This is a genomic window from Salinibacterium sp. NYA9b (genome assembly GCF_976973725.1).
This window is the reverse complement of sequence record NZ_OZ333476.1, coordinates 1,512,262-1,538,686: the sequence shown is the minus strand read 5'-3', so window position 1 is coordinate 1,538,686 and position 26,425 is coordinate 1,512,262. Positions and strand designations below refer to the sequence as shown.

Below are 26,425 nucleotides of genomic sequence, written 5' to 3'. Positions count from 1 at the left end.
CGAGACCATTAAGGAAAGAAATAATGTCAGTATTGTCAGTCAAGGACCTGCACGTCAGCGTCGAAACCGAGCAGGGCACGAAGCAGATCCTCAAGGGCGTCAACCTTGAGATCAAGCAGGGCGAAACTCACGCCATCATGGGCCCTAACGGTTCGGGCAAGTCCACGCTTGCCTACACAATTGCGGGTCACCCCAAGTACCACGTCGAAAGTGGTTCCATCACGCTCGATGGTGTTGAGGTGCTCGACATGAGCATCGACGAGCGCGCTCGCGCAGGTCTCTTCCTCGCGATGCAGTACCCGGTTGAGATTCCCGGTGTCAAGGTCGCTGACTTCTTGCGCACGGCGAAGACCGCTCTTGCTGGCGAAGCTCCGGCGCTTCGCCCGTGGATCAAGGAAGTCAACGGTGCGATGAAGGCACTGCGTATGGACAAAGCTTTCTCCGACCGCAATGTCAACGAAGGCTTCTCCGGTGGCGAGAAGAAGCGCAACGAGATCCTCCAGCTTGAACTGCTCAAGCCAGGCTTCGCAGTTCTCGACGAGACAGACTCCGGCCTTGACGTCGACGCCCTGAAGATTGTGTCCGAGGGTGTTAATCGTGCGCAAGAAGCAACGGGTCTCGGGCTGCTGCTGATCACTCACTACACGCGTATCCTTCGTTACATCAAGCCCGACTTCGTTCACGTCTTTGTTGATGGTCGCGTTGCTGAACAGGGCGGACCCGAGCTTGCAGATCGCCTTGAAAACGAAGGTTATGATCGATTTTTGACCGACACGAGCGTAGCGTAGGCGTATGTCTACTGTTTTGGCGCCCGCCCTTTTCGACGAGGTCGAAGAGGCTCTCAAAGATGTTGTAGACCCTGAGCTTGGGGTCAACATTGTCGACCTCGGACTCATCTACGACCTCAGCTGGGATCCCGAGAACAACGCACTGATCATCAGCATGACGCTCACGTCCGCGGGTTGCCCGTTGACCGACGTTATCGAAGAGCAGATTGCACAGTCGCTCGACAATGTCGTAGAGGCATTTCGCATCAACTGGGTCTGGATGCCCCCGTGGGGTCCAGAGAAGATTACTGACGATGGTCGCGACATGATGCGGGCTCTCGGCTTCTCGATCTAACGTAGGTTTCTGCGCCTCGCAGATTCCGGAACTTGTTGGTTCGGCTCTGCAGCACGGGAATCGTGTTGCAGAGCTTTTCTCCATGCGTAGGAGAGCAAGGTTGCAGCGAGGACCACTTTGATTGCTGCGCCGACTAGAAACGGTGTGACCCCGATATCGACGAGGTCCGGCACGGTGTACTCGCGGCCCAGACGAGACAGCGCGCGCGCCAACCCCAGCAGTCCCATTGCGTAAATGGCCGCCGCTCCCAGAGCTGCAGCTGCTGTTGTCTTCCAGAATGTTCGATCCCAGCGCCGCTCGGCAAGCGCACCCATCAGCCAGGCGCCAACGATGTATCCGATGATGTAGCCGCCTCCGGTGCCCGTCAGTACGTCAAGCCCTCCGCCAGCGTCACTAAAAACCGGGAGCCCCAGCGCGCCAAGCACGGCGTAGAGCACCATCGCCAGGGCTGCCCGAGTTGCCCCCAATGAGAGTCCTACGATCATGACGGCGAGTGTCTGACCGGTAATCGGAACTGGGTAAAGAGGAATCACGAACTGCGCAGCCAGCGCAGTGAGCCCCGCTCCAGCCACAACGTAGATGACGCTCGCAGCCCAATTCGGCCCGAAGATGAGATCAACAATAGTTGGCTTGAACAATCGAGTAGCGATGCTCACGATGGCAGCCTCTTGCCTCTCTAATCTCCGAACTGCACTGCGCAGTGGATGGTAGGAAGTAGACTAGTTGGTTGGTGCTGTCGCCCACTAACCCCAACCCCCAAGATTTGGACGTTTTGCCGTGCTTGCTGTGCATGATCTCGAGTTGCGCGTTGGCGCACGCATGCTGATGCAGGGCGTCAACTTCCGTGTCGATCGCGGAGACAAAATTGGGCTGGTTGGCCGCAACGGCGCTGGCAAGACCACGCTCACTAAGACGCTCGCCGGGGAACTCGAATCCACAGGCGGCAAGATTGAGCGCACCGGCGAGATCGGGTATCTCCCGCAAGACCCCCGTTCCGGAAATCCGGAAGACCTCGCCCGCACCCGCATTCTTGATGCTCGCGGCCTCGGCAGCATCGTATTGAAGATGCGTCAGGCGCAGGACGAGATGGGCAGCAGCGATGCCGCGGTGAGCACCGCTGCGATGGATCGTTACGGCAAGCTCGACGATCAGTTCATGGCCTTGGGCGGATACGCCGCCGAGGCTGAGGCAGCTTCCATCGCCAGCAATCTGAGCCTTCCCGATCGCATCCTTGACCAGCAACTCTCCACGCTCTCGGGTGGTCAACGCCGCCGCATCGAACTTGCGCGAATCCTGTTCTCTGGCGCAGACACCATGCTCCTCGATGAGCCCACAAACCACCTCGACGCCGACTCTGTTGTGTGGCTGCGAGAATTTCTGAAGAACTTCAGTGGCGGTCTGATCGTGATTAGCCACGATGTTGAGCTAGTCGAAGACACTGTTAACAAGGTCTTTTACCTCGACGCGAACCGTCAGCTTATCGATCAGTACAACATGGGTTGGAAGCACTACTTGCGCCAGCGCCAGTCGGATGAGGAACGCCGCAAGAAGGAACGTGCCAACGCCGAGAAGAAGGCATCGACCCTTCAGGCTCAAGCTGCTCGCTTCGGGGCCAAGGCCTCCAAGGCGGCGTCTGCTCACCAGATGGTTGCTCGAGCCGAGAAACTGCTTGCCGGTCTTGACGACGTTCGGACCGCTGATCGCGTTGCCGCTCTGCGCTTCCCCGATCCTGCTCCCTGTGGTCGTACGCCGCTCATGGGCCACAACCTCAGCAAGAGCTATGGCTCGCTCGAGATCTTTGCGTCCGTCGACCTCGCAATCGATCGCGGTTCGAAGGTAGTCATCCTCGGCTTCAACGGTGCGGGAAAGACGACCCTGCTCCGGATGCTGGCCGGCGTCGATGAGCCAGACACCGGTGAAGTCGAAGCTGGTCATGGCCTGCGCATTGGTTACTACGCTCAAGAGCACGAAACCATTGACGTCAAGCGCTCTGTTCTCGAAAACATGGTGTCGTCGTCGCCGAACATCACTGAGATGGAAGCACGTCGAGTTCTCGGCTCCTTCCTGTTCAGTGGGGATGACGCCACGAAGCAAGCCGGCGTGCTGTCGGGTGGAGAGAAGACTCGTCTCGCTCTCGCAATGATCGTCGTGAGTGGTGCCAACGTGCTCCTCCTCGATGAGCCCACTAACAACCTTGACCCGGCCAGCCGTGAAGAGATTCTCGGGGCTCTCGCGAGCTACACGGGCGCTGTTGTACTTGTAAGCCACGATGAGGGCGCTGTCGAAGCCTTGAACCCTGAACGAGTTCTGATCTTGCCTGACGGCATCGAGGACCACTGGAACAAGGACTACGCCGACCTCATCAGCCTCGCCTAGCTAGGGGAGCGCGGCGACGACGACGCATCCGGCTTATTCCGCGAGCGGAAGCGTCGGGTGCTATTTAGGCGTCGAGGATCGCGTCTTCGATTTCCGCATCAGTAGGACCGCGTTTCACTGCCTTGTCGCGACGTTTCTTAGCGCGCTCCCGTTCAGCGGGATCCTCTTCGTTGACGAGACGATACTCCTGACGCACAGCCCAGGCGAGCCCAATGAAAGCAAGCACGCCAAAAGCGACCCACTGGAAGGCGTAGGAGAGATGCGCGCCTTCATCGAGGAGAGGTTTCGGGTAGGCCAGTGGCATATCGGCCACCGCGGGGGACTCAGACGCCAACAGGCCGTACCCGCCGACATAGGTTGGTTCGCCCACTAGTTCCGCAACGGTCGGCAAATGAATGGTCGCGATCTGTCCCTCGGGCGCTGAGCGGTTGTAGACCGTTGGTTCGCTCGGCTTGAGTCGGAGGACAAGGTCAACCTGTCCCGTGGGGGCAGCGGGCACAAAATCGGGTTCGTCTTGGCTGTTTCCCGACGGAACCCATCCGCGGTCGACAGCAATAATTTCGCCGCTGACGAGCTTGAAAGGCACGAGCACTTCGAATCCCGGCTGGCCACCATACGGTCGCCCGCGCACAAGAAGTTGTTCAGAAGTCAGGTATTCCCCAGTGACGGCCACCGACATCCACTTGTTGTCGACATCGAACTCATCGAGCTCGGGCATCACGCTCGCGAGATCCTGAGGCGTTGCGTCCCAGTTGTCACTGACGCGCGCAACTTCAGCGGCCGCTTCCTCCCGCCGGTCAAACTGCCAGTGTGAGAGAAAAACGCAGCCGATAGCGAAGGCGATGACCAGGGCTAGGTACCCAAACCACCGGCGAGAAAAAGCGAAGCGCCACCGATTCATGCGCCGCTCCCATCCGGAACCACAGAAACGGCCTCAGTGAGATCGCTCACTACGACAGGAAAATTGCGGGTTGTTAGATACTCACTGAGGTAATCGACGTGGTCATTGCACGCCAGCCACACCTTCACCCGATCCAAGCCGTGGATGCGCGGATTTCGCCAGTTAACATTCCACTGCGCGGGCGCTGTGCACCCTGCGCGCGAACACTGTTGTGTGCTCGGGCCGCTCTCACCGATCACCGAGCGGCCTCATCCGTTCCTTGTGCGCCGAAGGAGTCACCTGAGGTCAACGCGAATTGGCCTGGCGTAGTGACCGTGTCTCCACGCCGGGAACCGACGTTGGCCATCACGACGGCAACGTACGGGAGAACGACAGCACCAAGCACGGGCAGCACAAGCCACCACCCCCGCACAAAGACGCACAGCAGGACGCACACGATGCGGATCCCCATAGCTATGGAGTAGTTAATGACACGGCGACGCCGTTCATCATCGGGCCGCTCAGGGAGCGACGTAATCGACTCAGGAGTGTTCATGGGCTTTCTTAGGTTGCCGAGGTGACTGCACCCTAAGCCTACGCCGCTGCTGGCGACTATATGCTGGGAACCATGAGCACCACAGCAACTGAATCACGAATCGTTCTCGTCACCGGCGGTAACCGCGGTATTGGCCGAGCAATTGCCGAAGAGTTTGTGGCTCAGGGCTACCGCGTGGCCGTCACCGCCCGCTCGGGCACGGGCCCAGAGGGCACTCTCACGGTGACCGCAGACGTCACGGATGCCGCAAGCATCGATGCTGCCTTCAGCGAGGTTGAGTCCAAGCTCGGCCCCGTCGAGATCGTTGTAGCGAATGCCGGAATCACCCGCGACATGCTGCTGATGCGCATGAGCGATGACGACTTCACCGATGTCATCGACACCAACCTCTCCGGAGCCTTCCGCGTCGTGAAGCGTGCGTCCAAAGGCATGATGAAGGCCCGCTTTGGCCGCGTCATCCTCGTCTCGAGTGTTGTCGGCCTGCTCGGCTCTGCCGGCCAGGTCAACTATTCCGCCTCCAAGAGCGGACTAATTGGACTCGCTCGGTCTCTCACCCGTGAGCTCGGCAGCCGGGGGATCACCGCCAACGTTGTTGCTCCCGGCTTTATCGAGACCGACATGACTGCGGCGTTGCCTGCCGAACAACAGGATGCCTACCTCAAGCAGATTCCCGCGAACCGTTTTGCACAGGCCGCTGAAGTCGCAAAGGCGATCACGTGGCTTGCCAGCGACGATGCCGGCTACATCTCAGGCGCGGTCATCCCCGTCGATGGCGGACTAGGAATGGGTCACTAGCGAGATTTCGTTCTCGAGTCTCTAGCCGCGGAGGCCCAATAGCGGTAGCACCGCGCTGAGGTCACGCGTGTCAATGTGCACGTCAGCATTCGCTCGCACAATCGGCTTAGCCGTGATGCCGATGGAAAGAGCGGCAGCAGCCATCATCAATAGGTCGTTGGCGCCGTCACCGACCGCAATGGTGCGAGACAGGGGAGTGTCGGAGTCGGCCGCCCACTCTCGCAGTGAGTCTGCTTTGGCCTGAGCGTCGATTACGGGACCGAGCACAGCGCCCGTGACCAGACCGTTCTTCACTTCGAGGCGGTTAGCACGGGCATAGTCCAGACCGAGGCGCGCGGCAAGAGGATCAAGAAGCTCATGGAAACCGCCAGAAACTGCCGCAACACGGCCGCCGGCCGCTTTGACGCCAGCTATGAGCTCCTCAGCGCCATTCGTGACGCGGATGTCGCGAGCACACTCGGCAATCACTGACTCGGGCAGTCCGGCCAGGGTCGCTACTCGCGCTCGAAGGCTCTCTTCGAAGTCAAGTTCCCCGTTCATCGCGCGCGTAGTGATCTCCGTCACCTCCGGCTCGGACCCTGCCCGCGCAGCGAGTAACTCGATTACCTCGTTCTCGATCAACGTGGAGTCGACGTCAAAAACTACGAGAAATTGTGCCAAGGCGAGGACCCTTCAATCGACGGTTCATGTCGTGGGTTTCGAGAACCGCACGACTTCACTCGTCAGACTATCGGGATCGCCCTCGTTGCCTCGCCCATGGGAGCCAGCAAAGCAATAGGATGAACACATCATGGCTAGCGTTCTCACCTTCTCCGACGTCACCGTCACTCGTAGTGGCAATACGATCCTCGACTCTGTTTCTTGGAGTGTAGAAGCTTCCGATCGGTGGGTGATTCTCGGTCCCAATGGGGCAGGCAAGACCACGCTGTTGCAGCTGGCCGCCGCTCAGATTCATCCAAGTTCGGGAGAGGTCACGGTGCTCGACAGCACTCTTGGCGCCTCCGACGTATTTGATGTGCGTCCGCGCATTGGTTTCGCCTCGACCGCTCTTGCCCGCCGCGTTCCCGGCAACGAGAGTGTTCTCGATGTTGTCTTGACCGCTGCATACTCGGTGACGGGTCGCTGGAACGAGCAGTACGAGAATGTCGACGTGCGTCGTGCACGTCGCGTGCTCGCCGAGTGGAGTCTCTCGCACTTGGAAGAACGTCGCTTCGGCGATCTGAGCGATGGCGAGCAAAAGCGGGTGCAGATTGCACGCTCCGTGATGACCGACCCAGAACTACTCTTGCTCGATGAGCCGGCAGCAAGCCTCGACCTCGGCTCGCGTGAAGAACTAGTTCAACTCCTGAGCGGTTACGCTCAGGCAGATACCGCGCCAGCAATCGTGATGGTGACGCACCACGTGGAAGAGATTCCGCGAGGATTTACCCACGCGCTGGTTTTGTCCAAGGGTTCCGTGCACAGCGCGGGTAAGATCGATGACGTTGTTACGTCAGAGAACTTGAGTGCCGCTTTCGGTCTCGAACTCATCATCACAAAAGACTCCGGCCGCTACACCGCGCGTGCTGCCTAATCCTCTGATAGGCTTGTGTGTCGGTCCGCGTGACCGCCTACGTCTTTTATTTATTCAAGAACCCAGGGAAATCCAATGAAGTCCGAGACCCACCCCACATACATGCCCATCGTCTTTCGCGACCTCGCGTCTGGCTCCACGTTCCTCACTCGTTCAACTGTGACGAGCGAGAAGACGATCGAGTGGGAAGACGGAAACACCTACCCGGTCATCGACGTCGAAATCTCCTCCGAGTCGCACCCGTTCTACACGGGTAAGCAGCGCATCATGGACTCCGCAGGACGCGTTGAGAAGTTCAAGAACCGTTACAAGGGCTTCGGCAACTAGTAACACCCAGTTTTTTCCTGAAGGCGATCGGTTATCCGGTCGCCTTCAGTCGTTAACGGCACGACCTCATTCGTGCACCGTCACCGTGCGGCAGCAACAGCAACCACAGAAAATGCGCAACGTTCCACAGAACGTTGCGCATTGCGGATTAAGGCTGGGGGAGCGCTACTGCGGGAACGAGCGTACTGGCCACTCCAGGTTCGCCACGAAGCTCTCGTCGCCCTTGGACCTGCGGATGAACTCCTGAAAGCTTGCCGACTGCTCGGCGTACCAGCGCTGTTGCAGCGCGTGCAGTTCGCCAAATGGAATGCTGAGCTGCTCCGTGTACTTCAGGAGCAAGGCCTGAGCAACGCGGGCGGCAGCGATCGCATCGGCGCCGGCGTCGTGCGCATCGTCCAAAGTGACACCGTACAGCGCCGAGGTCGCTTCGAGAGTGCGCTTGCCCCGGCGGTAACGATCAACGCCTTTGTCGATAACCAGGGGATCGATGACGATATACGGCTCCGCAAGGCCCTCGATTGAATGCCGGCGACATTCGCGGTCGAGCAGCGAAAGATCGTATGGCGCGTTGTAGACGACCAGGGGAATGCCTTGTGCGCACGTGTCTTTCAACGTGTTCACAATCTCAGCGACGACAGTGGCCGCGTCTCGACCCTCAGCTCGTGCTCGTTCAGTTGTAATTCCGTGAATCGCGGCAGCGCCATCCGGAATCTCAATGCCCGGGTCGGCGAGCCAATCCCACCGAGACGTCACCACTCCCACCTCATCGACGAGGGCAATACAGGCGGAGACGATGCGACTGGTCTCCACATCGACGCCAGTGGTTTCAAGATCGAAGGTGGCTAGGGTGCCGGAGTTGCTCATGAACTCAGCGTAGGGCGAGACACTGACACCGGGAACTCGGCTCGCGGAGTTAGGGCGTCGAACTCGCCGGGCAACGCATTCGAAGCCAGGATGTCAGCAACCACCGGCACACTGCATAAGATTGTTCGAATGAGACCAGCATCGCCGTACGGAGCACTGCTCGACGCCACCCCGGCGAGGCACTCCGTTGTTGAAGTGCTCGGCTCATCGACGCACTACTGGGAGTACGGCCCGAAAGATGCGGACACCGTTCTGGTTCTGGTGCATGGTTTTCGGGGCGACCACCACGGCCTCGAGGCAGTCTGTGCTCACATTCGCGGCATCCGCATCATCAGTCCCGACATTCCGGGTTTCGGTGCGTCCGAGCCGCTCAGGGGTCGGGCACACGACATCGAGGGGTATGCGCTCTGGCTTCAGAGCTTCGTCGAACGACTCGACCTCAACGGGAGCGCCATTATTCTCGGGCATTCCTTCGGATCGATTGTGGTCTCTGCCGCACTTGCCCGTGGCCTTGTTACGCCACGGCTCATTCTCGTCAATCCCATCGCAGCGCCGGCACTCTCGGGGCCCAACGGCGTGCTCAGCAAGATAACGCTCTGGTTTTATCAACTTGCGCGTGCTCTGCCGCACGCGATCGGCGCGCCGATGCTCAGCAACTGGATCGTCGTGCGCGTGATGAGTCTTGCCATGGTGAAGACTCACGACCCAGAACTTCGACGCTGGGTCCATCACCAGCACCACGCGCACTTCAGCAGTTATGCCAATCGCGACAGCCTGCTTGAAGCCTTCGAGGCATCCATCGGATCGGACGTCAGCATGTTTGCCTCGGAGATCACCGTTCCCACGCTCTTGATCGGGGCTCGCAATGACCCCATCAGTCCCGTTCCTGCTCAGGAGCGACTGCACACGCTCTTCGCTGACTCACAGCTCGAAATTTTCGACAACGTTGGCCACCTCATCCACTACGAACGGCCGCGCGAAGCCGCCGAACTGATCGTTAGGTTCCTGAATGCGGGAACAGTTGCGGAGCCAACCTCATGAAAATCATTTTTGATTGCCGCTACACGCGCATCGGCCGCCACGACGGCATCAGCCGCTATGGGGCGCGCCTCGTCGAGGAATTGAGCAAGCTGCACCCCGTGACGATGTTGGTTTCCGACAAGCGCCAACTTGAGCTGCTGCCTGACCTGCCCTGGGAACTGGTGTCATCACCCACGGGCATCCTAGAACCGCTCGTTGCTCTGCAGGTCAATAAGCTGAAGCCGGATGTCGTGTTCACCCCCATGCAGACGATGGGCCCGTTCGGTCGCAAGTACACTCTCGTCACGACAGTGCACGACCTCATCTACTACAAGCACCCCACTCCGCCTCACAACCTGCCATGGGCAGTGCGTGTCATGTGGCGTGCGTATCATCTGACCTGGGCTTTCCAACGGGCACTGTTGAACAGAGCAGATGCCCATGTCTCCGATTCCCAGACGACACGTGACCAGATGCTGGAGCATAACCTCACGCGCAACCCCATTGCCGTCGTGACTCTTGGCACCGATAGTCCAGCCGAATACGTTCCCCGGGTGGCACCGACGACTCGCGAACTCGTCTACATGGGCTCGTATATGCCGTACAAGAACGTGGGGCTGATTGCTCGTGCACTCCACGATCTGCCCGGCTACACCCTGCACCTGATGAGCCGCGTAGACGAGACGACGAAGGCAGAGTTGACGGCACTCGCGCCGGAGTCGAGCCTCATCTTCCACAACGGAGCAAGCGACGAGGTCTACTCGGAGACACTCTCGCGGGCGACCGCTCTTGTGACAGCATCACGCGATGAAGGCTTTGGCCTCCCACAGGTTGAGGCGATGGTTCTTGGTACGCCGGTGGTCGTCAGCGATACGGCGATCTTCCGCGAAGTTTCAGGCCCCGCCGGCGGATTCTTCAACCCAGACAAACCTTCAGAACTAGCACGGGAAGTCAAAGCCCTCGAGGATCCCGCTACCTGGCAAGCGCGCTCAACCGCCGCTCGGCAACGGTCTGCAGAGTTCACTTGGCAAAAGGGTGCCGCAACGCTTTACCAAGTCCTTCAGGATGCCGTAGCTGCCCGCGAGGCGAAAAAGAACGGTTAGAGAGAAGCTACCCGTCACCCTCGCGTCGAGCTAGGGCGTTCTGTGCTGCGAAGTCGTCGCCGCCCTGGCGTTCTGATTCCTCTTCGATGGGGTCATCGAAATCGATGAGCGTCAGTGTGCCTTCGTCGTGGCGGAAGCTATGCACTGAGCCGTTGGCGATTCGTCCGTGGGGGTGCCCCGGAGCGACCGTGGCGAGCACCGTCGCGATGACTCCGCCGTGAGCCACCACGATGATTGACTCGCCGTGATGGTGCTCGGCCAAACGAACGAGAGCGGGAACCACACGCTTCGCTACATCCTCGCGTGGCTCTCGGCCAGGAACCTCAACGTCGGTCGGATAACGGGCATCGATTTCACTATCGGTGCAGCCTTCGGCAACACCATAGTTGCGTTCGACAATCGCGGCTACGGGTTGGGGAGCAGGAAGCCCGACGATGCCCGCAATAATCTCTGCGGTTTCCATCGCCCGTGAGAGCGGACTCGCAAAGATACCGTCCCACTGACGGCGAGCAAGAAGTTGCCCAGTTGTGCGTGCCTGCTCGCGACCCGTGTCGTTGAGAGGAATGTCGGTACTGCCCTGAATGCGACGCTCGAGATTCCAGTCAGTCTCTCCATGGCGCACGAGATAAATGAACACAACGCTCCGCTCACGACACAATGATCAGCACAGAACACTCGGGCGATCTGCGCTGCTAGGCAGCTAAGCGCTCCACAAGTTCGCCAAGAACTGCGGAAGCGCCACCATCGATCTTAACGTCGGCGCGCTTATCGGCTTTGGTCACTCCACGATTGATGATGACAAGGGGGATCTTCTTGCGCATCGCTCGCTCAACAAGGCGGATGCCGGAATTGACGACGAGAGATGACCCCGCGACGATCATGGCATCCGACTGGTCCACGAGCGAGGCACCCAGCTGGAATTTTCTCGTGGGAACGAACTCGCCAAAGAACACGACATCCGGCTTCAGAATGCCGCCGCAGACGGTGCACTCGGGGATCACGAAGTCATCGACATTGTGCACGTCAGCATCGCCGTCTGGATTAAGCGTGTGAGAGTCATCTTGTTCGAGCCACGGGTTCAGTTCAGAGATGCGGGCAGCTAGGGGAGTGCGGGCAAAATACTGTCCGCATCGCAAGCACCGAGCACGATCGATGCTGCCATGCACATCAACAACACGGGTGGAGCCAGCGCGTAAGTGCAAACCATCGACGTTCTGAGTCACGATGCCGTTACTGATCCCTCGGCGTTCAAACTCGGCAAGGGCGTCGTGGCCCTCATTCGGCGTCGAAGAAGCGAAGCGTTTCCAGCCAAGGTGGCTACCCGCCCAATAGCGTTTGCGAAAATCGGGCGAACTCTGGAACTGTTGAAAAGTCATCGGATTGCGCACCGCGGCGCCTTCACCGCGATAATCGGGTATGCCCGAATCGGTGCTAATCCCAGCGCCGGTGAGTACGCTAATGACCTTGCCCTGAAGCAGTTCTGCAGCACGATCGATTTCGTTGCTGATCGGGAGTGTGTTCACTCTCCAAGCGTAAGCACTTCAGGCTCGTCCTCTGCCATTTCAGATTCACCTGATGGCGAAACCGCACAGTAGGGAACACACCGTGAACGTCATCCGGGTAACCGATCTCTCCGATCCTCGCCTTAGCGACTTCGCCAACCTCACGGATGTTGCTCTGCGCCGCCGCACAGAACCGGCTGGCGGTCTCTACATTGCCGAGTCGTCCAAAGTGATTGCGCGTGCACTTCGGGCCGGTCATGTGCCACGCGCGGTACTCGTTCTCGAACAGTGGCTCGACGACGTGGACGAGTTGCTCGGAGATTCTCCGGTTCCGGTATACGTGGGGGAGTCGCAGCTGCTTGAACAGCTCACGGGCTTCAATCTGCACCGCGGCGCCCTGGCATCCATTCACCGTCCTGCCCTTCCCAGCGTTGCCGATCTGGTGGCGGATGCGCGCCGCATCGTCATCCTGGAAGACATCGTCGATCACACCAACGTCGGCGCAATTTTCCGCTCTGCCGCTGCGCTTGGAGCGGACGCCGTGCTCATTACGCCGCGGTGCGCCGATCCGCTTTACCGGCGGAGTGTGCGGGTCAGCATGGGAACGGTTCTTCAAGTGCCGTGGACTCGCCTCCAGAACTGGCCTGCCGACGCGGCCGATCTCAAGGCCGCTGGCTTCCATCTCGCAGCGCTCGCCCTCAACGATGACTCCGTCGACCTCGATACCTTCGCCGCTGACGCCCCTGAGAAGGTTGCGCTGATCTTGGGGACAGAGGGCGATGGTCTTTCTCTGAGCACGATCGAAGCGGCCGATACCGTCGTCAAGATTCCGATGATGCACGGCGTCGATTCGCTCAATGTCGCCGCCGCCAGCGCAGTGGGTATGTACATGCTTCGAGCACGCTAGCCACCGCCATAGCTTCACCTGTTAGCGTTATCCGGTGCCGCTGACTCAACGCCAAATCTTCCGTCGCCGTCGTATTGTCGTATTTGCTGTTGTTGGTGCCGTTCTGGCGACAGCGTTCTATCTGCCGCTGACGCTACTCGCGCCGCTCGACGAGGTTTCGGCCCACGTTCTCCCCCTTGATGCACCGGTGCCAACGGAGCCCGAACTCACTCTTCCCAGCTATGGCGCCTCGGCGATCGGCGCCCTCGACCGCCCCGGCGTGCTTGCGCAAGCGGGCAGCACTGATGCGGTTCCCATCGCATCGATTACGAAAATTATTACCTCTCTTGTAGTGCTCGACGCTAAACCGCTTGAGGTGGATGAAGCGGGCCCGACCATTACGTTCGGACCGACCGACCTCGACTACTACTACGAACAGCTCGCGCAATACGGGTCGGTTTCACCGGTCTATGACGGCCAGCAGCTGTCTCAACGCGACGTCATGACTGTTGTTTTACTCCCCTCAGCCAATAACTATGCTCAATCACTCGCGCACTGGGCATTCGGCTCTGAGGAAGCGTTCGTCGCCGCGGCGGCAACGTGGCTGGCTGACAACGGCCTCGAAAATACGACCCTCACAGAAGCATCCGGAATTCAGGAAACGAATCGAAGCACGGCGGGCGACCTCACTGAAATCGCGCGCTTGGCGATCGAGAATCCGGTCATCGCGCAAATCGTATCGACCTCATCCGCAGACATTCCGGGTATCGGTGCAGTTCACAACAGCAACCAACTTCTCGGCATCGACGGCGTCGACGGGATCAAGACGGGAACTCTCGACGTGGGGTGGTCCTGCCTTCTGTTCTCCGCCGATGTGACCGTTGGTGATGAAGTCATCACCCTGGTTGGCGCGGTCGTCGGCGGGCCAGACCACCCCACGATCAATGCGGCGATTCGCGAGCTCATTACGGATGCCACTGCCGGGTTCTCCGAAGTTGAAGTGGCGACAGATGGGGAAGAGTTCGCGGACTATGACACGCCGTGGGGCGATGAGTCTGCTGCGATCGCTGCGTCGACCGTTACGGCTGTGGTGTGGGGCGAGGATGAGATCTCCGTAACAGTGGAAGCTGCCCCTGTTCGCCTTGCTGCGGCCGGGGAAAACGCGGGCACGCTTCACGTGCAGGTCGGCACGGAAACCTTCGAGATCCCACTGGTGTTTAGCAACGAAATCGATGATCCAGGCGCCTGGTGGAGGCTCACAAACCCACAAAGTTTGTTTTAGTTATGGAATAAACACGGCACTCACAGGAGGTCGCGATAAGGTGGAGTGCATCTGGAGCACCTGCTCGATTGACAAATGGCTGGGAAGTCATTCAAAACATCTGAGGTCACGTGAGTAGTTCTCTCTCAGCCGATCCCACACGAATCATCAAGACTGGGCCCCGCGGAGTCGGTAGCCCGATGAGCGAATTCGCATCATTGTTGCGCACCGTTCGCGAAGCAGGTCTGTTGCGTCGCAACAGACGCTTCTACATCATCACTTTTGCCGTGATTACCGTCGCTATGGCCGCCGCTTGGGTTGGTTTCGCGATGCTTGCCGGCACGTGGTACATCTTGTTGATCGCCGCGGCGATGGGCATCATTTTTACGCAATACGCATTTTTGACACACGAACTGGCGCATCGCCAAGTTTTTCAGTCCAGCAAGCTCAATGACACTCTGGGGCGGCTTATGTCCGACCTCGTCGTGGGTATTAGCTACGCCTGGTGGATGAACAAGCACTCGCGTCACCACGCGAACCCCAACACGGTCGATAAAGACCCTGATATTGAGACTGACTTCATTATTTTCCAGAAGGAAAAGACTGTCGGCCTCAAGGGTATGACTAAGTTCATGGCGAAGCGCCAGGGCTACCTGTTCTTCCCAGCGCTTTTGCTTGAGGGCTTCAACCTTCATTCACACGCTTTCCAAGAGGTCTTCAACTTCAAGAAGAAGGTCGACAAGCGCTGGCTCGAGATCAGCCTCTTGCTCGTGCGCAACATCGGCTACCTTGCCGTCGTGTTCAGCTTCCTCCCGCTCGGCATGGCATTTGCCTTCTTGGGCGTTCAAATGGGAATCTTCGGGCTTTACATGGGCGCATCGTTCGCTCCCAACCACAAGGGAATGCCGATCTTGCCCAAGGGGTCGAAGGTTGACTTCCTGCGTCGTCAAGTTCTGACGAGCCGCAACATCCGTAGTGGTGTGTTCATGAACCACTTCATGGGTGGACTCAACTTCCAGATCGAGCACCACCTTTTCCCCACGATGCCGCGTCCGCATTTGCCTCTCGCCGCTGAAATGGTGAAGGAGTACTGCAAGACCAAGGACATCAAGTACACCGAGGTCGGACTCGTCACGTCGTACGGCATAGTGATTCGCCACCTCAACGAAGTCGGCCTGAGCGCTGACGGCGATCCCTTCGACTGCCCCGCAGCCGGTCGCACCGGTTACACCGGGTAGCGAGCTAAGAAACATAAGAAAAGAGGGCCCCTGCCAATGGCAGGGGCCCTCTTTTCGTCTCCAGCCGCTCACTAGCGGTGCGCTGACCACGCGGGTGCTGTGGCGCGCGTTGATGCCCTCACGGGCCTCCTAGAGTCCGTGAGGGGCGCTTACGTTTAGAAGCCCGGTCGTTTTGCTGTGACGTTGTCGCCCGACGACTGGTGACGGATTCGACGCAACACCCACGGCACAAGGTGTTCACGCGCCCAGCCAATGTCTTCGACGCGCGCTTCGCGCCAGAGACGCGGAGGAAGCGGCTCTGGCCGGAAAGGTTCAAGTTCGTTGGCAACATTGAGCGAGTCGAGCACCATGCGAGCCACCGTGTGATGACCAACGGGGGAGAAATGGAGGCGGTCGGGTGACCACATGCGTGGGTCGCCGAGTTCGCGCAGGGCCCACATGTCGGCGACAACGGCATCGTGGCGTTGGGCTACAGCGCGAATGTTTTCGTTGTAGATGGCAACCTTGCCGCGCATGCGATTGAGGACGGGAGTCATCCCGATATCAGGGCCGGTAAAAAGCACGACGGTCGCGCCGTCCCGGCGAAGCTGCTCGACGAGAGTATCTACGCGCTGAGCGACCTCATCGGCATCCGAGCCTGGGCGGATGATGTCATTACCGCCAGCGGAGACGGTGATGAGATCAGGCTTGAGCTCCATTGCCGGCTTGAGCTGTTCAGCGGCAACCTGGTTGAGCAGCCGACCGCGAATTGCCAAGTTGGCATACGCAAAGTCTGGTTTGTGGGCGCCGAGCACTTCCGCAACGCGGTCAGCCCACCCGCGGTTACCGCCGGGGGAGTTGGGTTCGGGGTCGCCGATGCCCTCTGTAAAGGAATCTCCGATGGCAACATATCTGCTCCACGGGTGTTGTTCTTGCATACGTCTAGCCTGTCTCAAAATCTGCCTGTGCGCTACCCGGGTGGTTCCTGTGAACAGCCTGTATTGCTTTGACCCCCGGATAGGGCACGTGGTTATCTCTTCTCTGTTGGTTTTCATACCGAAGACCACTTAACAACCGTTTGGAGAACACACAATGGGAATCATCGGCTGGATCGTACTGGGACTCATCGCCGGAGCTATCGCTAAGGCAATCTTGCCCGGACGCCAGGGCGGCGGTTGGCTCGCAACACTCCTTCTGGGTGTCGTTGGAGCACTCGTCGGAGGATTCGTGGGAGGCGCCATCTTTGGCATTGGCCTCGAAGAGTTCTTCTCCATCGAAACGTGGCTCGTAGCCATCGGCGGCTCAGTGCTCGTGCTCTTTCTCTATGGACTGATCACGCGCGGCTCACGTCGCTAAACACTCTTGGGTAAAAGGGGCGGTGCACTTCGGTGCACCGCCCCTCTTCTGTCGTTGCCGCGGTTCTCCGGCGACGGTGTCCGAGTCTTGTCCTCACCGTCAGAGGCACCTGCGACAATGGCGCTATGGGTAAGCAAGACGGTCGCACGCGGCATGTAACCGCGCCGGGCGTTGACGACAGCACTGCCACCATCCTGCACGTCGACATGGACGCGTTTTTCGCCTCCGTCGAGCTGCTCGATCACCCCGAGCTCATCGGCAAGCCCGTCATAGTGGGACACAACTCCGTTCGCTCAGTGGTCACAGCTGCGACCTACGAAGCTCGCAAGTACGGCGTCAATTCTGCGATGCCCATGGCCCTTGCTCTGCGCCGGTGCCCGAATGCAATCGTCCTAGAGCCACACTTTGAGCGCTATCAACATTTCTCTTCCGTCGTCTTCGATATCTGCGACCAGCTCACACCCAAGGTGGAACGGCTGGGCATCGACGAAGCATTTCTGGATGTCGCGGGCGCACGTGCCATCTACGGCTCACCCATCGAGGTAGCCACACTGCTGCGCCGGCGGGTATTTGCAGAGACCGGCCTCGTCTGTTCGGTAGGGGCCGCCGCATCCAAGTACGTGGCGAAGGTCGCGTCGGGGTTGTCTAAGCCCGATGGACTGCTGGTTATTCCTGCCGACCAGACGATCGAATTCTTGCATCCGCTGCCCATCACCGCCCTGTGGGGCGTCGGCGGCAAGACTGCCGAGTCGCTGCAGCAGCGTGGTTTCAGCACAATCGCAGACATCGCCCATGCAGACCGAGAAACTCTGACGCGCGCGGTCGGTGAAGCTGGCGCAGTGAAGCTCCACAACCTCGCCTGGGGCAACGATCCCCGCAGCGTCGTTGAGCGTGCCGCAGAGAAGAGCATCGGGCACGAGACGACCTTTGAGTACAACGTGTTAGATGCCGATGAGATCCGCCGCGAATTGCTCCGGCTCTCCGGGAAGGTTGCCGCACGGTTGCGAGGCGCTGGAATGGAGGCGAGCACCGTGGTGTTGAAGCTTCGGTTCGAGGATTTCAGCACAATCACCCGGTCGAAGAAATTGCCCGACCCCACCGATCTCGGCCGCACCATTTACGAGACCGTGAGAGACGTGTATGCCGACTTCGCTCGCGAAGGTCGCCCCGTACGCCTTGTCGGCGTGCGCGGTGAGCAACTCGTCGAACCGGGCGGCGGACAGCTGAGTTTGTGGGACACCACCGACGGATGGCGAGACGCCGAAGAGGCCATGGAAGCGGCATCCGCTCGCTTCGGAACCGGTGCCATTGGACCAGCGCGTCTCCTGGGCTCGCAACGTTCAGAACGGCCGCGCCTAGGTCAACGCGACTAATCGCTCGCGCTTTTCACGCCCCCAGGCCCGAAACGCTCCGAACACGAACTCAGTTGTCAGTAGAGAACGGTAAAGTCTTATCAAGTGAGCACTCCATTGCCTGGCCCCACCGTGGGCACCTTCGCGGCGGAACACCTCTCACCGTCGTACCCTGAACGAGCCGCCCGAGGCACCGCATCCAAATTGCGAGCGTGGCAGGCAGAAGCCCTCGATCTCTATTTTGAGAAAGAGCCCCGCGACTTTCTTGCCGCCGCAACTCCGGGTGCAGGAAAGACCACATTCGCACTCCGCCTGGCCGTTGAACTCTTCGCCAGACGGGAAATCGATCGTGTGACCGTCGTGGCGCCGACCGATCACCTCAAACGCCAATGGGCCGACGCCGCCAACCGCGTCGGAATCCGCCTCAATCCCTCGTTCTCCAATGGAGACGCGTGGGGTGGTCGCCGTTTCCACGGTGTCGCCGTCACCTATGCCCAAGTCGCCATGAAGGCGTCGCTGCATCAGGAAATCACAGATTCGGCCCGCACCCTCGTGATTCTCGATGAAGTGCATCACGGCGGAGACGCCCTCAGCTGGGGCGATGCCATCCGCGAATCGTTTGGCCGTGCCACCCGGCGGCTCTCGCTCACCGGCACCCCGTTCCGCAGCGACACCGCCCCGATTCCCTTCGTGACCTATGCGCCCAATCATGAGGGCATTCGCACTTCGGTCACTGATTACAACTACGGTTACGGTCGCGCGCTCGAAGACGGTGTTGTTCGTCCGGTCATCTTCATGGCCTACGCCGGCAAAATGCGCTGGCGCACCCGCATGGGCGACGAGATGGAAGCCCGCCTCGGCGAAGGCGACACTAAAGACGTCACCGCGCAGGCGTGGCGCACAGCTCTTGACCCCAAGGGCGAGTGGATGCCGGCGGTGTTGCGGGCGGCGGATCGTCGCCTCAGCGAAGTGCGGCATTCGGTCCCTGATGCCGGAGGGCTCGTCATTGCGACCGACCAGCTCACGGCTCGCGCCTACGCCACACTCATCAAGGACATCACGGGGGAGTCCGCCACGATCGTGCTCTCCGACGAGAAAGAGTCATCGTCGCGCATCGAGAAGTTTGCCGAAAGCGATAGTCGCTGGATGGTGGCCGTGCGCATGGTGTCTGAAGGTGTCGACGTTCCGCGACTTGCCGTCGGCGTATATGCGACCTCGGCATCTACCCCGTTGTATTTCGCTCAAGCTGTTGGTCGTTTTGTGCGCACCCGTCGCCGCGGTGAGACAGCATCAATCTTTTTGCCGAGCGTTCCGAACCTGATGAATCTCGCCGGCAAGCTCGAGAAAGAGCGCGACCACGCTCTCGATCGCAAAGAGTCGCCCGATGACCTGCTCGATGACAGCCTTCTCGATGCAGAGAACCGTGAAGAGAAGACCAGCGATGAACTCGCCGACGAGTTCACCTGGGAAGCCATTGAGTCCGAAGCAAACTTTGACCGGGTGCTCTTCGACGGTGCCGAGTTTGGTTTTGCCGCCGAACCGGGCAGCGACGAAGAGCTCGACTTCATTGGGCTTCCCGGCATTTTGGAGCCAGAGCAAGTGCGCGAACTTTTGCTGCAGCGCCAAAAGCGCCAGTCGAAACGCGCCGAGAGTCGCCCCAAGGAAGAACAGCCGCCGCCCCTGTACCGCACGCTCAAAGAGCAGCGAACCCTATTGAACAACCTCGTGGGCCGCAGAGCGAAGCTTTCTAACGAACCGCACGGATTGATCCACGCGGAACTCCGTCGCGTCTGTGGCGGTCCTGCGGTTGCTCAGGCTACGGTGACGCAATTGCAGACCCGCATTGATTACCTGCGTAAGGGCATGCACTAGTCGCTAGCAGCGAGGCCTCACAGGTGTCGCGTTGTGCGTTTCGCCGGGCGAGACGCGAAGACCGCCGGGTGCTGCGCGTGTGGTTAGTCGTGCATCCGTCTGTTAACAAGAAAACGCCCCCGGTATAGGACCGGGGGCGTTCTCATTACTGAACTATCAAGATCAGAGGGGGCGGATGTTCTCCGCCTGGGGACCCTTGGGTCCCTGTGTGATGTCAAACTCAACCTTTTGGTTCTCGTCGAGCGACTTGTAGCCATTTGTTGCGATGGCCGAGTAGTGGGCGAACACATCAGGACTTCCGTCCTCGGGGGCGATGAATCCAAAGCCCTTTTCTGCGTTGAACCACTTGACGGTACCTAGTGCCATTTAAAACTCCTCCAGGAGCGTTCCTCAGGCCCCGACAGTCGAGGCCTCATTCATGCCTTTGTCTAGAACATGAACGATGGCCTAAGGCTATATCAGGAAAGCCCTGCATGTGTCATCTATTTCGAAAAAGTCACATAACGGTAATGAAGTCGTCATCAGTGGAAATCTCGTGATCGGGTGTGGGGGAGCCCCGAAAGCGGTTCAAAACGGTCTGCGACAACATTAATCACACCGTCAACGGAGCGTTCAAGAACGCCACGAACGATGAGCGCTGCGCTGTCACGAGCCACTCGACGGTAGCGCCCCCAGACTCCAACACTGCAAATAACATTGATAAGGCCGGTCTCATCTTCGATGTTCATGAACGTGATTCCGCTGGCCGTTGCGGGACGTTGGCGATGAGTGACAACACCGCCAATTTCGATACGACGCCCGGATTCAGCGGTCATCAGGTCGGTTGCGCTCAGGATTCCTCGCGCGCTCAGGGCCGCCCTCAGATGGGCAACCGGATGGCTTGCCGGCGAAATCCCCGTAGACCAGAGGTCGGCCATCAGATCATCCACCGGGCTCGACATCGAAAAAAGTGGCGGCTGAACGGTGACCATGCTGTGGGGAAGATACTCCTCGCGATCCTGTGCCGCGCTACCCGCATTCCACATTGCTTCACGACGAGTGAGCTCGAGAGAGTCGAAAGCTCCCGCCGCTGCCAAGGCCTCCAATTGTTTCGTCGTGAGACCAACCCGCCGCACCAGATCATTCATCGACACGAACTCGCCGGACTCCCGTGCGGCCACAATTTTCTCCGCAATCGCCGTTCCGACACCCTTTACTTCGTCAAATCCCAGACGGACCGCAAATGCTCCGTCACGGCGGTGGTCGTCGGTATCGAAGGGCGCTGAACGGTCGAATGGTCCAACGGGAGGTTGTTCTGCATCGAGGCAGCGGTCGCTTCCTGTCGCCTCGACCCCGTCTCCCAACACTTCCAATCCGGCAAAGACACCCGAGCGCTGGAGGTCAGGGCCCAGCACGACCACACCGTGACGGCGAGCATCCGCCACCAAAGATTGCGGCGAATAGAAACCCATTGGTTGCGCCCGCAGTAGAGCAGCCAAGAACGCAGCGGGGTAGTGGAGCCGCACCCAGGCACTCGCGTACACGAGAAGCCCAAAGCTCAAAGCGTGGCTCTCGGCAAAGCCAAACCCGGCAAAGGCCTGGATGCTTTCGTAGATACGGTCGGCATCCGCGTCGATGATGCCGTTGCTTGCCATTCCCGCATAGAGCTTGGTGCGCAGCTTGTCGATGCGTTCAATCCCACGTTTCGACCCCATTGCCCGCCGGAGCAGATCGGCATCGTCAGCCGAGCATCCGCCAACTGCGACCGCAATTTGCATCAGCTGCTCTTGAAAAATCGGAACGCCAAGAGTGCGTTCGAGCGGCTCTTTCAAGTTGGGGTGCAGGTAGGTGATCGGTTCGGCGCCCATCTTGCGACGGACATAGGGATGCACAGCACCACCCTGAATCGGGCCGGGGCGCACGAGCGCAATCTCGACAACAAGATGGTAAAACTCGCGCGGTTGAAGACGCGGCAGCAGCCCCATCTGAGCACGGCTCTCGACCTGGAAGACGCCAATGGCATCTGCTCGACACAGTTGGTCGTAGACGCCCTGCTCTTCAGCGGGGATAGTCGCAAGATCCCATCGTTCGCCCAGCGCCTCGTCAACGAGATCGAAACTGTATTGCATCGCCGACAGGATGCCGAGACCCAGCAGGTCGAACTTGACCAGCCCCATCCACGCACAGTCGTCTTTGTCCCACTGCACCACGGTGCGTTTGTCTTTGCGCGCGTGCTCAATCGGCACGACCTCACCGACCGGTCGCTGCGTGAGCACCATGCCACCAGAGTGGATGCCGAGGTGCCGCGGAAACTTCATCACCTGCTGGGCAAGCTCCAAGACCGAATCGGGGATGTCATGGTCAACTCCCGAAACGTCGGAGCCCCAGCGCTCCATCTGTTTCGACCACGCATCTTGCTGCCCTGGGCTGTGCCCGAGGGCTTTCGCCATATCGCGCACCGCAAACCGGGGACGGTACTGAATCACGTTCGCGACCTGCGCCGCGTTCTCGCGCCCATACCGTTCGAACACGTACTGGATCACTTCTTCACGACGCTCGGAGTCGAAGTCGACATCGATGTCTGGTTCCTCTTCTCGCATCGCTGAAATGAAGCGCTCGAACGGGAGCTTGTACCGCAAAGGGTCAACCGCCGTGATCTTGAGCAGGTAACAGACCACAGAACTGGCGGCCGAACCGCGCCCCTGGCACAGGATGCCGCGCCCGCGCGCAAAGGCGACAATGTCGTGCACGATCAGAAAATAGCCGGCGAAGTTTTTCTCTTCGATGACATCAAGTTCCCGCTGAATGCGTGCCCGGTTAGCTTCCGACAATTCAATAGAGCGGTCTTTTACTCCGGCCCACGTCAACTCGCGCAACCAACTCGCGGGCGTGTGCCCTTCGGGAACGTCCTGATCAGGAAGTGCCGGCTTCGCCTGCCGAAGTTCGAATGCTGCCTCGTCTGCGATCTCCACTGTCGTCGCTACTGCTCCGGGATAACGTGCAAAAAGAGCAGCCATCTCAGCTCCCGACCTCAGATGGGCTGTGCCTGCAGCCGGAAGCCAGCCATCCATTTCGTCGAGACTGCGACGAGCCCGCACTGCCGAGATTGCCGAGTGCAAGTGATGCTGGCGAGGAGTCGCGTAGTGAGCGTTTGACGTTGCAACGACCCTCAAGCCGCGTTCGGCCGCGAGCACGACAAGAGCATCGTTGAGAGCGGAGTCGAGCGGGTAACCGTGGTCGAAGAGTTCAACGATCACCGCCTTTGGCCCGAATAGCTCACTGAGCCGATCAAGCTCCGCTCCTGCCGCGAGCATGGATGCCGTGGTAGGAGCGCCATTACCCTCGGGGCCGCTGAGCGCACGACGAACCGCCCCCTTGCGACATCCCGTGAGCACAAACCAATGCCCGGATGCCAGCTCGGCGAGTTCGTCGAGATCATAACGAGGTCGCCCCTTTTCGCCGCCAGCCAATTGAGCTCGCGTAATGGCCAAGGCAAGACGGTGGTAGCCCTCCTCTTTTCGAGCAAGCACGAGTAGATGATCGCCTTCGGGGTCGGCTATACCGTTTTGGGGCCCGCTGAGCCCGAGCGAGAGCTCGGCGCCAAACAGAGTGCGCAACCCCAATTCAGCGGCAGCCTCGGCCATGCGCACGATTCCATAGAGCCCATCGTGGTCGGTGAGAGCCAGAGCACTCAGCCCAAGCCGCGCTGCTTCTTCTGCGAGCTTCTCGGGCATACTCGCGCCATCGAGAAAGCTGAAACTTGAGTGGGCATGCAACTCTGCATACGGCACGGCGGTGGCGTCCGGGCTCGCCGCGGCTGCCTCGTCGGTCGGCGGCGCGCTGGGAGCGATGTAGGGAGCGCGTTTGCTGGAGACCAGCGACATAGCTCGACCATCACCGGCTTCACCAATCGGCGTGACGGTGCCAAAACCCGACAGCGTGCGTTCAAGCTGCCGCCACGGTATGGGTGGATTAGACCATGCCATCAGTCATACCTCGCTTCAGCCCACCAACCGCCGTCATCGAGCACAAGCAGCCACGCACAGCCGGTGTCGTCAACAGCTTGAAAACGCCACGAACGACCAGGAGAATCAGCCTCCCACCAGCGCTCAGCGAGCGGCCACGGCCCCGCCCACGCCGTGAGGGTGCGGGAACGCGAATCGCTGGTGGAAAATTGGGCGGGCGGTGCAGCAACGTGGCCACGCTCATCCACCGACACCGTGGTGCCATCTTCGGCAAACACGTGCACGGCATGACGGGTGGAGAAGACTGTTCCCGGCAGTGGAGCAGGTAAGACGCCGGGCCACGGTCGTTGTGGTGATCGTTCGGTGACGCTGCGGTCGCCCCACGCGGTGAGCCGTTGACGCGATTGCAGAGTGCGCCCACCCTCAATCGTGGGCACAAGAACACCACCGTGACCGAGCATGCTCTGCACTCGAGAAAGTCCGTGATGGATGCGCGGCTCTAGCCCCGACCCCCACAGCCCCGTCTCATGATTGCCGATCTCATCCACTGTTTCGGGCACGATGCGCACCCGGCTAATGCCCGAGCTGAGCCCGGCTTCGATGAGATTGGACCCTTGCACTTGCCAGCGCACGCGGTCAACAACATCGCTGGCGCTGAACGACCGCGGATGCAACCACACCCGTTCGGCGACCTCACCCGATTCTGAATCAAGTTCGATTCGAATCGCGGTCGCCACCAGTCGAGCCCGGACAAGGCCCGCTACAAAATCGTCGGCGCGACTGCGAATACCGAAGGCGACCTGATCTACGCGATCAAGGGCAGGTTCAAAGTCGATCACGACGTCAAGGTCGAGTGGGGGAGTACGTGCGATAAAAGCCTGCGGATCCCGGCCGCTGGCAAGAGCGTGCAGTCGACCGCCGAGTTCCCCAAAACGAGAGCGAACGTCGAAGCGATCGAGGTTCGCAAACTCACCCAGTGTTGAGATGCCGAGTTTCATCAACAGCGTCACGATGGGTGGCTCTTCTAATACCGCAATCGGAAGTGGCGCCAAAAATTCGGCAGAGCCGCCAGCGGGCACCAACCGCACTCGCCCTCCTCGCGAACGCGGGTCTGCGGCAATGGTGCTGCGCGCAGCGTGAACCGCAGTAAAAAGGGCGTCAGCGATGCCTACCCGTGCATCGGATACCGCAATCTCATTTACCCGATCGACAACAGTCAACGCCGCGGCTTTCTCTCCGCCGTAATACTGGGCAGCACCCCGCACGCGAACGGCACACATGCCTGGTCGCAACACCTGCACTCCCGGAATCAGCTCTTCGACCCCGGCAAGCACTGGTTCGAACGCTCGACTGTCGAGAGCCGGATCGTAGGGTCGGTCGATAATTCCCGGAAACCGCGACTGGGCTTCTCTCAGCCGCAACCCGCGAGTGATGCCCTCGGCGCGAGCAGATGCTGCCGCCGCAAAGACAAGCCCATTCTCGATGAGGACGAGCGGGGCATCCGCTGGCAACTTCTCCTGTTGTCGCGCAGCAACCACGGGCCAATCCGGAGCCCAGAGGACCAGAACTCGGGGGAGTGGCTCAGGCAACGCCCCCGACCTGCCATTCATGCCGAGACCTGCTGCGGCAAAAGCGTCAGCGGCGCAGGAGCCATCTCCGGCGCGCCATAAGCACGAATTTGTTCCGAAGCATCAGGTAGCCAGATGCGTGCGCTGCGTGGTCGCCCCGCATTCTTGCTCGTCACCGTGACCGTCACTTCACGCGCAGCCAAATGCCCATGACCGTTGCCAATACCGTGCCACTGGCTCTCGCCCAATGACACCATCGCCTCACTCTGCGGCCACGACCCCACCATGAGCAGCGTTGATTTGCGTTGCCTGAGCCGCGAAGCCAACCTGGCCACCGCAGAATCGGATGCCCGTGCCGGTGGGCGCGCGACGACGACCTCCACAACGTCAGCAATCGCTGCTGTCACCGCTAACCACTGGTCACCCGGATGCGGCACCAGTACGAGTCGTTCAAGATCGACCCCGAATCGTTGAGCAGCTTCGATCCCAAACTCGGGAATCCCCACGACAGCACACCACGACCCTGCTGCGGAGGGAGCGGCTAAGAGTGTCATGATGAGCATCGCCGAACTATCGACCGAGTAGACGCTGCCCTGTTGCAAACCGCCGCCAGGTAGTAACGACGCAATAGCGGGATGCGTGGGAATGAGCGTTGAGCTCAGCGTGCGGGACTGCATCTGGCTGATGCGGGACTGCAATTCAGCGACGCGTTCTGCCGCCGTGAGTGTGCTCCCGACACGGGCTTCTCGCCCAGCCGAAAACTCTTCAGCGGTCGCTGAAGTGGCGGAGGCGGATACAGGGGACACCTGTTCATATTCGAACATATGTTCGAGTGTGTCAATTGCGTACGA

Annotated in this window: 26 protein-coding genes; 14 read left to right on the top strand and 12 right to left on the bottom strand. The window is 59.8% G+C overall.

Annotated features, from left to right (window positions below; translation table 11 throughout):
* Positions 1–23 precede the first annotated feature (23 nt).
* Together sufC and ACWFSR_RS07370 are read left to right on the top strand one after the other, a co-directional pair.
* Positions 24–788 (top strand): Fe-S cluster assembly ATPase SufC, encoded by a 765-nt coding sequence (gene sufC, locus ACWFSR_RS07375; protein ID WP_447522104.1) that lies wholly within the window; start codon positions 24–26, stop codon positions 786–788.
* Between the two features lie 4 nt (positions 789–792).
* Positions 793–1,122: a metal-sulfur cluster assembly factor gene (locus ACWFSR_RS07370; protein WP_100388990.1), complete on the top strand. Its 330-nt coding sequence runs from the start codon at positions 793–795 to the stop codon at positions 1,120–1,122.
* On the opposite strand, the gene ACWFSR_RS07365 is transcribed toward ACWFSR_RS07370, so the two are convergent.
* Complete coding sequence (locus tag ACWFSR_RS07365; RefSeq protein WP_447522103.1) at positions 1,119–1,778, bottom strand: biotin transporter BioY; 660 nt, start codon at positions 1,776–1,778, stop codon at positions 1,119–1,121. The genes ACWFSR_RS07370 and ACWFSR_RS07365 overlap by 4 nt on opposite strands.
* Positions 1,779–1,899: 121 nt before the next feature.
* Here ACWFSR_RS07365 and ACWFSR_RS07360 point away from each other — a divergent pair, with 121 nt between their 5' ends.
* Positions 1,900–3,498, top strand: a complete 1,599-nt coding sequence (locus tag ACWFSR_RS07360) for an ABC-F family ATP-binding cassette domain-containing protein (protein WP_197105633.1) — start codon at positions 1,900–1,902, stop codon at positions 3,496–3,498.
* Positions 3,499–3,562: 64 nt separating this feature from the next.
* Here ACWFSR_RS07360 and ACWFSR_RS07355 read toward each other — a convergent pair whose 3' ends face one another.
* Both ACWFSR_RS07355 and ACWFSR_RS07350 read right to left on the bottom strand, forming a co-directional pair.
* Positions 3,563–4,399 carry an SURF1 family cytochrome oxidase biogenesis protein gene (locus tag ACWFSR_RS07355; protein WP_447522102.1) on the bottom strand — a complete coding sequence of 279 codons (837 nt, stop codon included), beginning with the start codon at positions 4,397–4,399 and terminating at the stop codon, positions 3,563–3,565.
* Positions 4,400–4,634: 235 nt separating this feature from the next.
* On the bottom strand, positions 4,635–4,934 hold the full coding sequence (locus ACWFSR_RS07350) for a DUF3099 domain-containing protein (RefSeq protein WP_197105631.1): 300 nt from the start codon (positions 4,932–4,934) through the stop codon (positions 4,635–4,637).
* Between the two features lie 72 nt (positions 4,935–5,006).
* Between ACWFSR_RS07350 and ACWFSR_RS07345 the strand changes: the two genes are divergently transcribed.
* The gene (locus ACWFSR_RS07345; protein WP_197105630.1) at positions 5,007–5,729 is read left to right on the top strand and encodes a beta-ketoacyl-ACP reductase; all 723 of its coding nucleotides are present in this window, start codon (positions 5,007–5,009) and stop codon (positions 5,727–5,729) included.
* 21 nt (positions 5,730–5,750) lie between these two features.
* Here ACWFSR_RS07345 and serB read toward each other — a convergent pair whose 3' ends face one another.
* Positions 5,751–6,389, bottom strand: coding sequence for a phosphoserine phosphatase SerB (gene serB, locus ACWFSR_RS07340; protein ID WP_197124555.1), 639 nt, complete (start codon positions 6,387–6,389; stop codon positions 5,751–5,753).
* A 130-nt stretch (positions 6,390–6,519) separates the two neighbouring features.
* Here serB and ACWFSR_RS07335 point away from each other — a divergent pair, with 130 nt between their 5' ends.
* The gene (locus ACWFSR_RS07335) at positions 6,520–7,302 is read left to right on the top strand and encodes an ABC transporter ATP-binding protein (protein WP_197105628.1); all 783 of its coding nucleotides are present in this window, start codon (positions 6,520–6,522) and stop codon (positions 7,300–7,302) included.
* A gap of 75 nt (positions 7,303–7,377) precedes the next feature.
* On the top strand, positions 7,378–7,629 hold the full coding sequence (locus tag ACWFSR_RS07330; RefSeq protein ID WP_197105627.1) for a type B 50S ribosomal protein L31: 252 nt from the start codon (positions 7,378–7,380) through the stop codon (positions 7,627–7,629).
* Positions 7,630–7,794: 165 nt separating this feature from the next.
* Here the strand turns inward: ACWFSR_RS07330 and ACWFSR_RS07325 are convergent, their stop codons facing one another.
* Positions 7,795–8,493, bottom strand: a complete 699-nt coding sequence (locus tag ACWFSR_RS07325) for an exonuclease domain-containing protein (protein ID WP_447522101.1) — start codon at positions 8,491–8,493, stop codon at positions 7,795–7,797.
* Positions 8,494–8,622: 129 nt separating this feature from the next.
* Between ACWFSR_RS07325 and ACWFSR_RS07320 the strand changes: the two genes are divergently transcribed.
* Positions 8,623–9,534, top strand: coding sequence for an alpha/beta fold hydrolase (locus tag ACWFSR_RS07320; protein WP_447522100.1), 912 nt, complete (start codon positions 8,623–8,625; stop codon positions 9,532–9,534).
* Positions 9,531–10,616 (top strand): glycosyltransferase family 4 protein, encoded by a 1,086-nt coding sequence (locus tag ACWFSR_RS07315; protein WP_447522099.1) that lies wholly within the window; start codon positions 9,531–9,533, stop codon positions 10,614–10,616. Before ACWFSR_RS07320 ends, ACWFSR_RS07315 begins: the two co-directional genes overlap by 4 nt.
* Positions 10,617–10,623: 7 nt before the next feature.
* Here the strand turns inward: ACWFSR_RS07315 and ACWFSR_RS07310 are convergent, their stop codons facing one another.
* Positions 10,624–11,253: a histidine phosphatase family protein gene (locus ACWFSR_RS07310; RefSeq protein WP_197105623.1), complete on the bottom strand. Its 630-nt coding sequence runs from the start codon at positions 11,251–11,253 to the stop codon at positions 10,624–10,626.
* 55 nt (positions 11,254–11,308) lie between these two features.
* On the bottom strand, positions 11,309–12,139 hold the full coding sequence (locus ACWFSR_RS07305) for a Sir2 family NAD-dependent protein deacetylase (RefSeq protein WP_197109947.1): 831 nt from the start codon (positions 12,137–12,139) through the stop codon (positions 11,309–11,311).
* Positions 12,140–12,191: 52 nt separating this feature from the next.
* On the opposite strand from ACWFSR_RS07305, the gene ACWFSR_RS07300 reads away from it, so the two are divergent.
* From ACWFSR_RS07300 to ACWFSR_RS07290, 3 genes are all read left to right on the top strand, one after another.
* Positions 12,192–13,025: a TrmH family RNA methyltransferase gene (locus tag ACWFSR_RS07300; protein WP_447522098.1), complete on the top strand. Its 834-nt coding sequence runs from the start codon at positions 12,192–12,194 to the stop codon at positions 13,023–13,025.
* A gap of 34 nt (positions 13,026–13,059) precedes the next feature.
* Positions 13,060–14,286: a D-alanyl-D-alanine carboxypeptidase family protein gene (locus ACWFSR_RS07295; RefSeq protein WP_447522097.1), complete on the top strand. Its 1,227-nt coding sequence runs from the start codon at positions 13,060–13,062 to the stop codon at positions 14,284–14,286.
* Positions 14,287–14,465: 179 nt separating this feature from the next.
* The gene (locus ACWFSR_RS07290) at positions 14,466–15,503 is read left to right on the top strand and encodes a fatty acid desaturase family protein (RefSeq protein ID WP_231599696.1); all 1,038 of its coding nucleotides are present in this window, start codon (positions 14,466–14,468) and stop codon (positions 15,501–15,503) included.
* Positions 15,504–15,658: 155 nt separating this feature from the next.
* Here the strand turns inward: ACWFSR_RS07290 and ACWFSR_RS07285 are convergent, their stop codons facing one another.
* The gene (locus ACWFSR_RS07285) at positions 15,659–16,420 is read right to left on the bottom strand and encodes an SGNH/GDSL hydrolase family protein (protein ID WP_197105619.1); all 762 of its coding nucleotides are present in this window, start codon (positions 16,418–16,420) and stop codon (positions 15,659–15,661) included.
* A gap of 154 nt (positions 16,421–16,574) precedes the next feature.
* Between ACWFSR_RS07285 and ACWFSR_RS07280 the strand changes: the two genes are divergently transcribed.
* The 3 genes from ACWFSR_RS07280 to ACWFSR_RS07270 all read left to right on the top strand — a co-directional run bounded on the left by ACWFSR_RS07280 (position 16,575) and on the right by ACWFSR_RS07270 (position 20,062).
* A complete protein-coding gene (locus ACWFSR_RS07280; protein WP_197105618.1) occupies positions 16,575–16,838 on the top strand; it encodes a GlsB/YeaQ/YmgE family stress response membrane protein in 264 nt (87 codons plus the stop codon).
* Positions 16,839–16,963: 125 nt separating this feature from the next.
* Positions 16,964–18,211 (top strand): DNA polymerase IV, encoded by a 1,248-nt coding sequence (gene dinB / locus ACWFSR_RS07275; protein ID WP_197109948.1) that lies wholly within the window; start codon positions 16,964–16,966, stop codon positions 18,209–18,211.
* 84 nt (positions 18,212–18,295) lie between these two features.
* Positions 18,296–20,062, top strand: a complete 1,767-nt coding sequence (locus ACWFSR_RS07270; RefSeq protein WP_197124564.1) for a DEAD/DEAH box helicase — start codon at positions 18,296–18,298, stop codon at positions 20,060–20,062.
* A 162-nt stretch (positions 20,063–20,224) separates the two neighbouring features.
* On the opposite strand, the gene ACWFSR_RS07265 is transcribed toward ACWFSR_RS07270, so the two are convergent.
* The 4 genes from ACWFSR_RS07265 to ACWFSR_RS07250 all read right to left on the bottom strand — a co-directional run bounded on the left by ACWFSR_RS07265 (position 20,225) and on the right by ACWFSR_RS07250 (position 26,398).
* Positions 20,225–20,428, bottom strand: a complete 204-nt coding sequence (locus tag ACWFSR_RS07265; protein ID WP_100389010.1) for a cold-shock protein — start codon at positions 20,426–20,428, stop codon at positions 20,225–20,227.
* A gap of 155 nt (positions 20,429–20,583) precedes the next feature.
* Positions 20,584–24,027, bottom strand: a complete 3,444-nt coding sequence (locus tag ACWFSR_RS07260) for an error-prone DNA polymerase (protein WP_447522096.1) — start codon at positions 24,025–24,027, stop codon at positions 20,584–20,586.
* Positions 24,027–25,616 carry a DNA polymerase Y family protein gene (locus ACWFSR_RS07255; RefSeq protein ID WP_197109950.1) on the bottom strand — a complete coding sequence of 530 codons (1,590 nt, stop codon included), beginning with the start codon at positions 25,614–25,616 and terminating at the stop codon, positions 24,027–24,029. The genes ACWFSR_RS07260 and ACWFSR_RS07255 overlap by 1 nt, the downstream gene beginning before the upstream one ends.
* Positions 25,613–26,398: a hypothetical protein gene (locus tag ACWFSR_RS07250; RefSeq protein ID WP_231603836.1), complete on the bottom strand. Its 786-nt coding sequence runs from the start codon at positions 26,396–26,398 to the stop codon at positions 25,613–25,615. The genes ACWFSR_RS07255 and ACWFSR_RS07250 overlap by 4 nt, the downstream gene beginning before the upstream one ends.
* Positions 26,399–26,425 lie beyond the last annotated feature (27 nt).

Coding starts and splice junctions, on each gene's coding strand:
- sufC (WP_447522104.1), top strand. CDS start 24: ATGTCAGTATTGTCAGTCAAGGACCTGCACGTCAGCGTCGAAACCGAG.
- ACWFSR_RS07370 (WP_100388990.1), top strand. CDS start 793: ATGTCTACTGTTTTGGCGCCCGCCCTTTTCGACGAGGTCGAAGAGGCT.
- ACWFSR_RS07355 (WP_447522102.1), bottom strand. CDS start 4,399: ATGAATCGGTGGCGCTTCGCTTTTTCTCGCCGGTGGTTTGGGTACCTA.
- ACWFSR_RS07350 (WP_197105631.1), bottom strand. CDS start 4,934: ATGAACACTCCTGAGTCGATTACGTCGCTCCCTGAGCGGCCCGATGAT.
- ACWFSR_RS07345 (WP_197105630.1), top strand. CDS start 5,007: ATGAGCACCACAGCAACTGAATCACGAATCGTTCTCGTCACCGGCGGT.
- ACWFSR_RS07335 (WP_197105628.1), top strand. CDS start 6,520: ATGGCTAGCGTTCTCACCTTCTCCGACGTCACCGTCACTCGTAGTGGC.
- ACWFSR_RS07330 (WP_197105627.1), top strand. CDS start 7,378: ATGAAGTCCGAGACCCACCCCACATACATGCCCATCGTCTTTCGCGAC.
- ACWFSR_RS07325 (WP_447522101.1), bottom strand. CDS start 8,493: ATGAGCAACTCCGGCACCCTAGCCACCTTCGATCTTGAAACCACTGGC.
- ACWFSR_RS07320 (WP_447522100.1), top strand. CDS start 8,623: ATGAGACCAGCATCGCCGTACGGAGCACTGCTCGACGCCACCCCGGCG.
- ACWFSR_RS07315 (WP_447522099.1), top strand. CDS start 9,531: ATGAAAATCATTTTTGATTGCCGCTACACGCGCATCGGCCGCCACGAC.
- ACWFSR_RS07300 (WP_447522098.1), top strand. CDS start 12,192: ATGGCGAAACCGCACAGTAGGGAACACACCGTGAACGTCATCCGGGTA.
- ACWFSR_RS07290 (WP_231599696.1), top strand. CDS start 14,466: ATGAGCGAATTCGCATCATTGTTGCGCACCGTTCGCGAAGCAGGTCTG.
- ACWFSR_RS07285 (WP_197105619.1), bottom strand. CDS start 16,420: ATGCAAGAACAACACCCGTGGAGCAGATATGTTGCCATCGGAGATTCC.
- ACWFSR_RS07280 (WP_197105618.1), top strand. CDS start 16,575: ATGGGAATCATCGGCTGGATCGTACTGGGACTCATCGCCGGAGCTATC.
- dinB (WP_197109948.1), top strand. CDS start 16,964: ATGGGTAAGCAAGACGGTCGCACGCGGCATGTAACCGCGCCGGGCGTT.
- ACWFSR_RS07265 (WP_100389010.1), bottom strand. CDS start 20,428: ATGGCACTAGGTACCGTCAAGTGGTTCAACGCAGAAAAGGGCTTTGGA.
- ACWFSR_RS07260 (WP_447522096.1), bottom strand. CDS start 24,027: ATGGCATGGTCTAATCCACCCATACCGTGGCGGCAGCTTGAACGCACG.
- ACWFSR_RS07255 (WP_197109950.1), bottom strand. CDS start 25,616: ATGAATGGCAGGTCGGGGGCGTTGCCTGAGCCACTCCCCCGAGTTCTG.
- ACWFSR_RS07250 (WP_231603836.1), bottom strand. CDS start 26,398: ATGTTCGAATATGAACAGGTGTCCCCTGTATCCGCCTCCGCCACTTCA.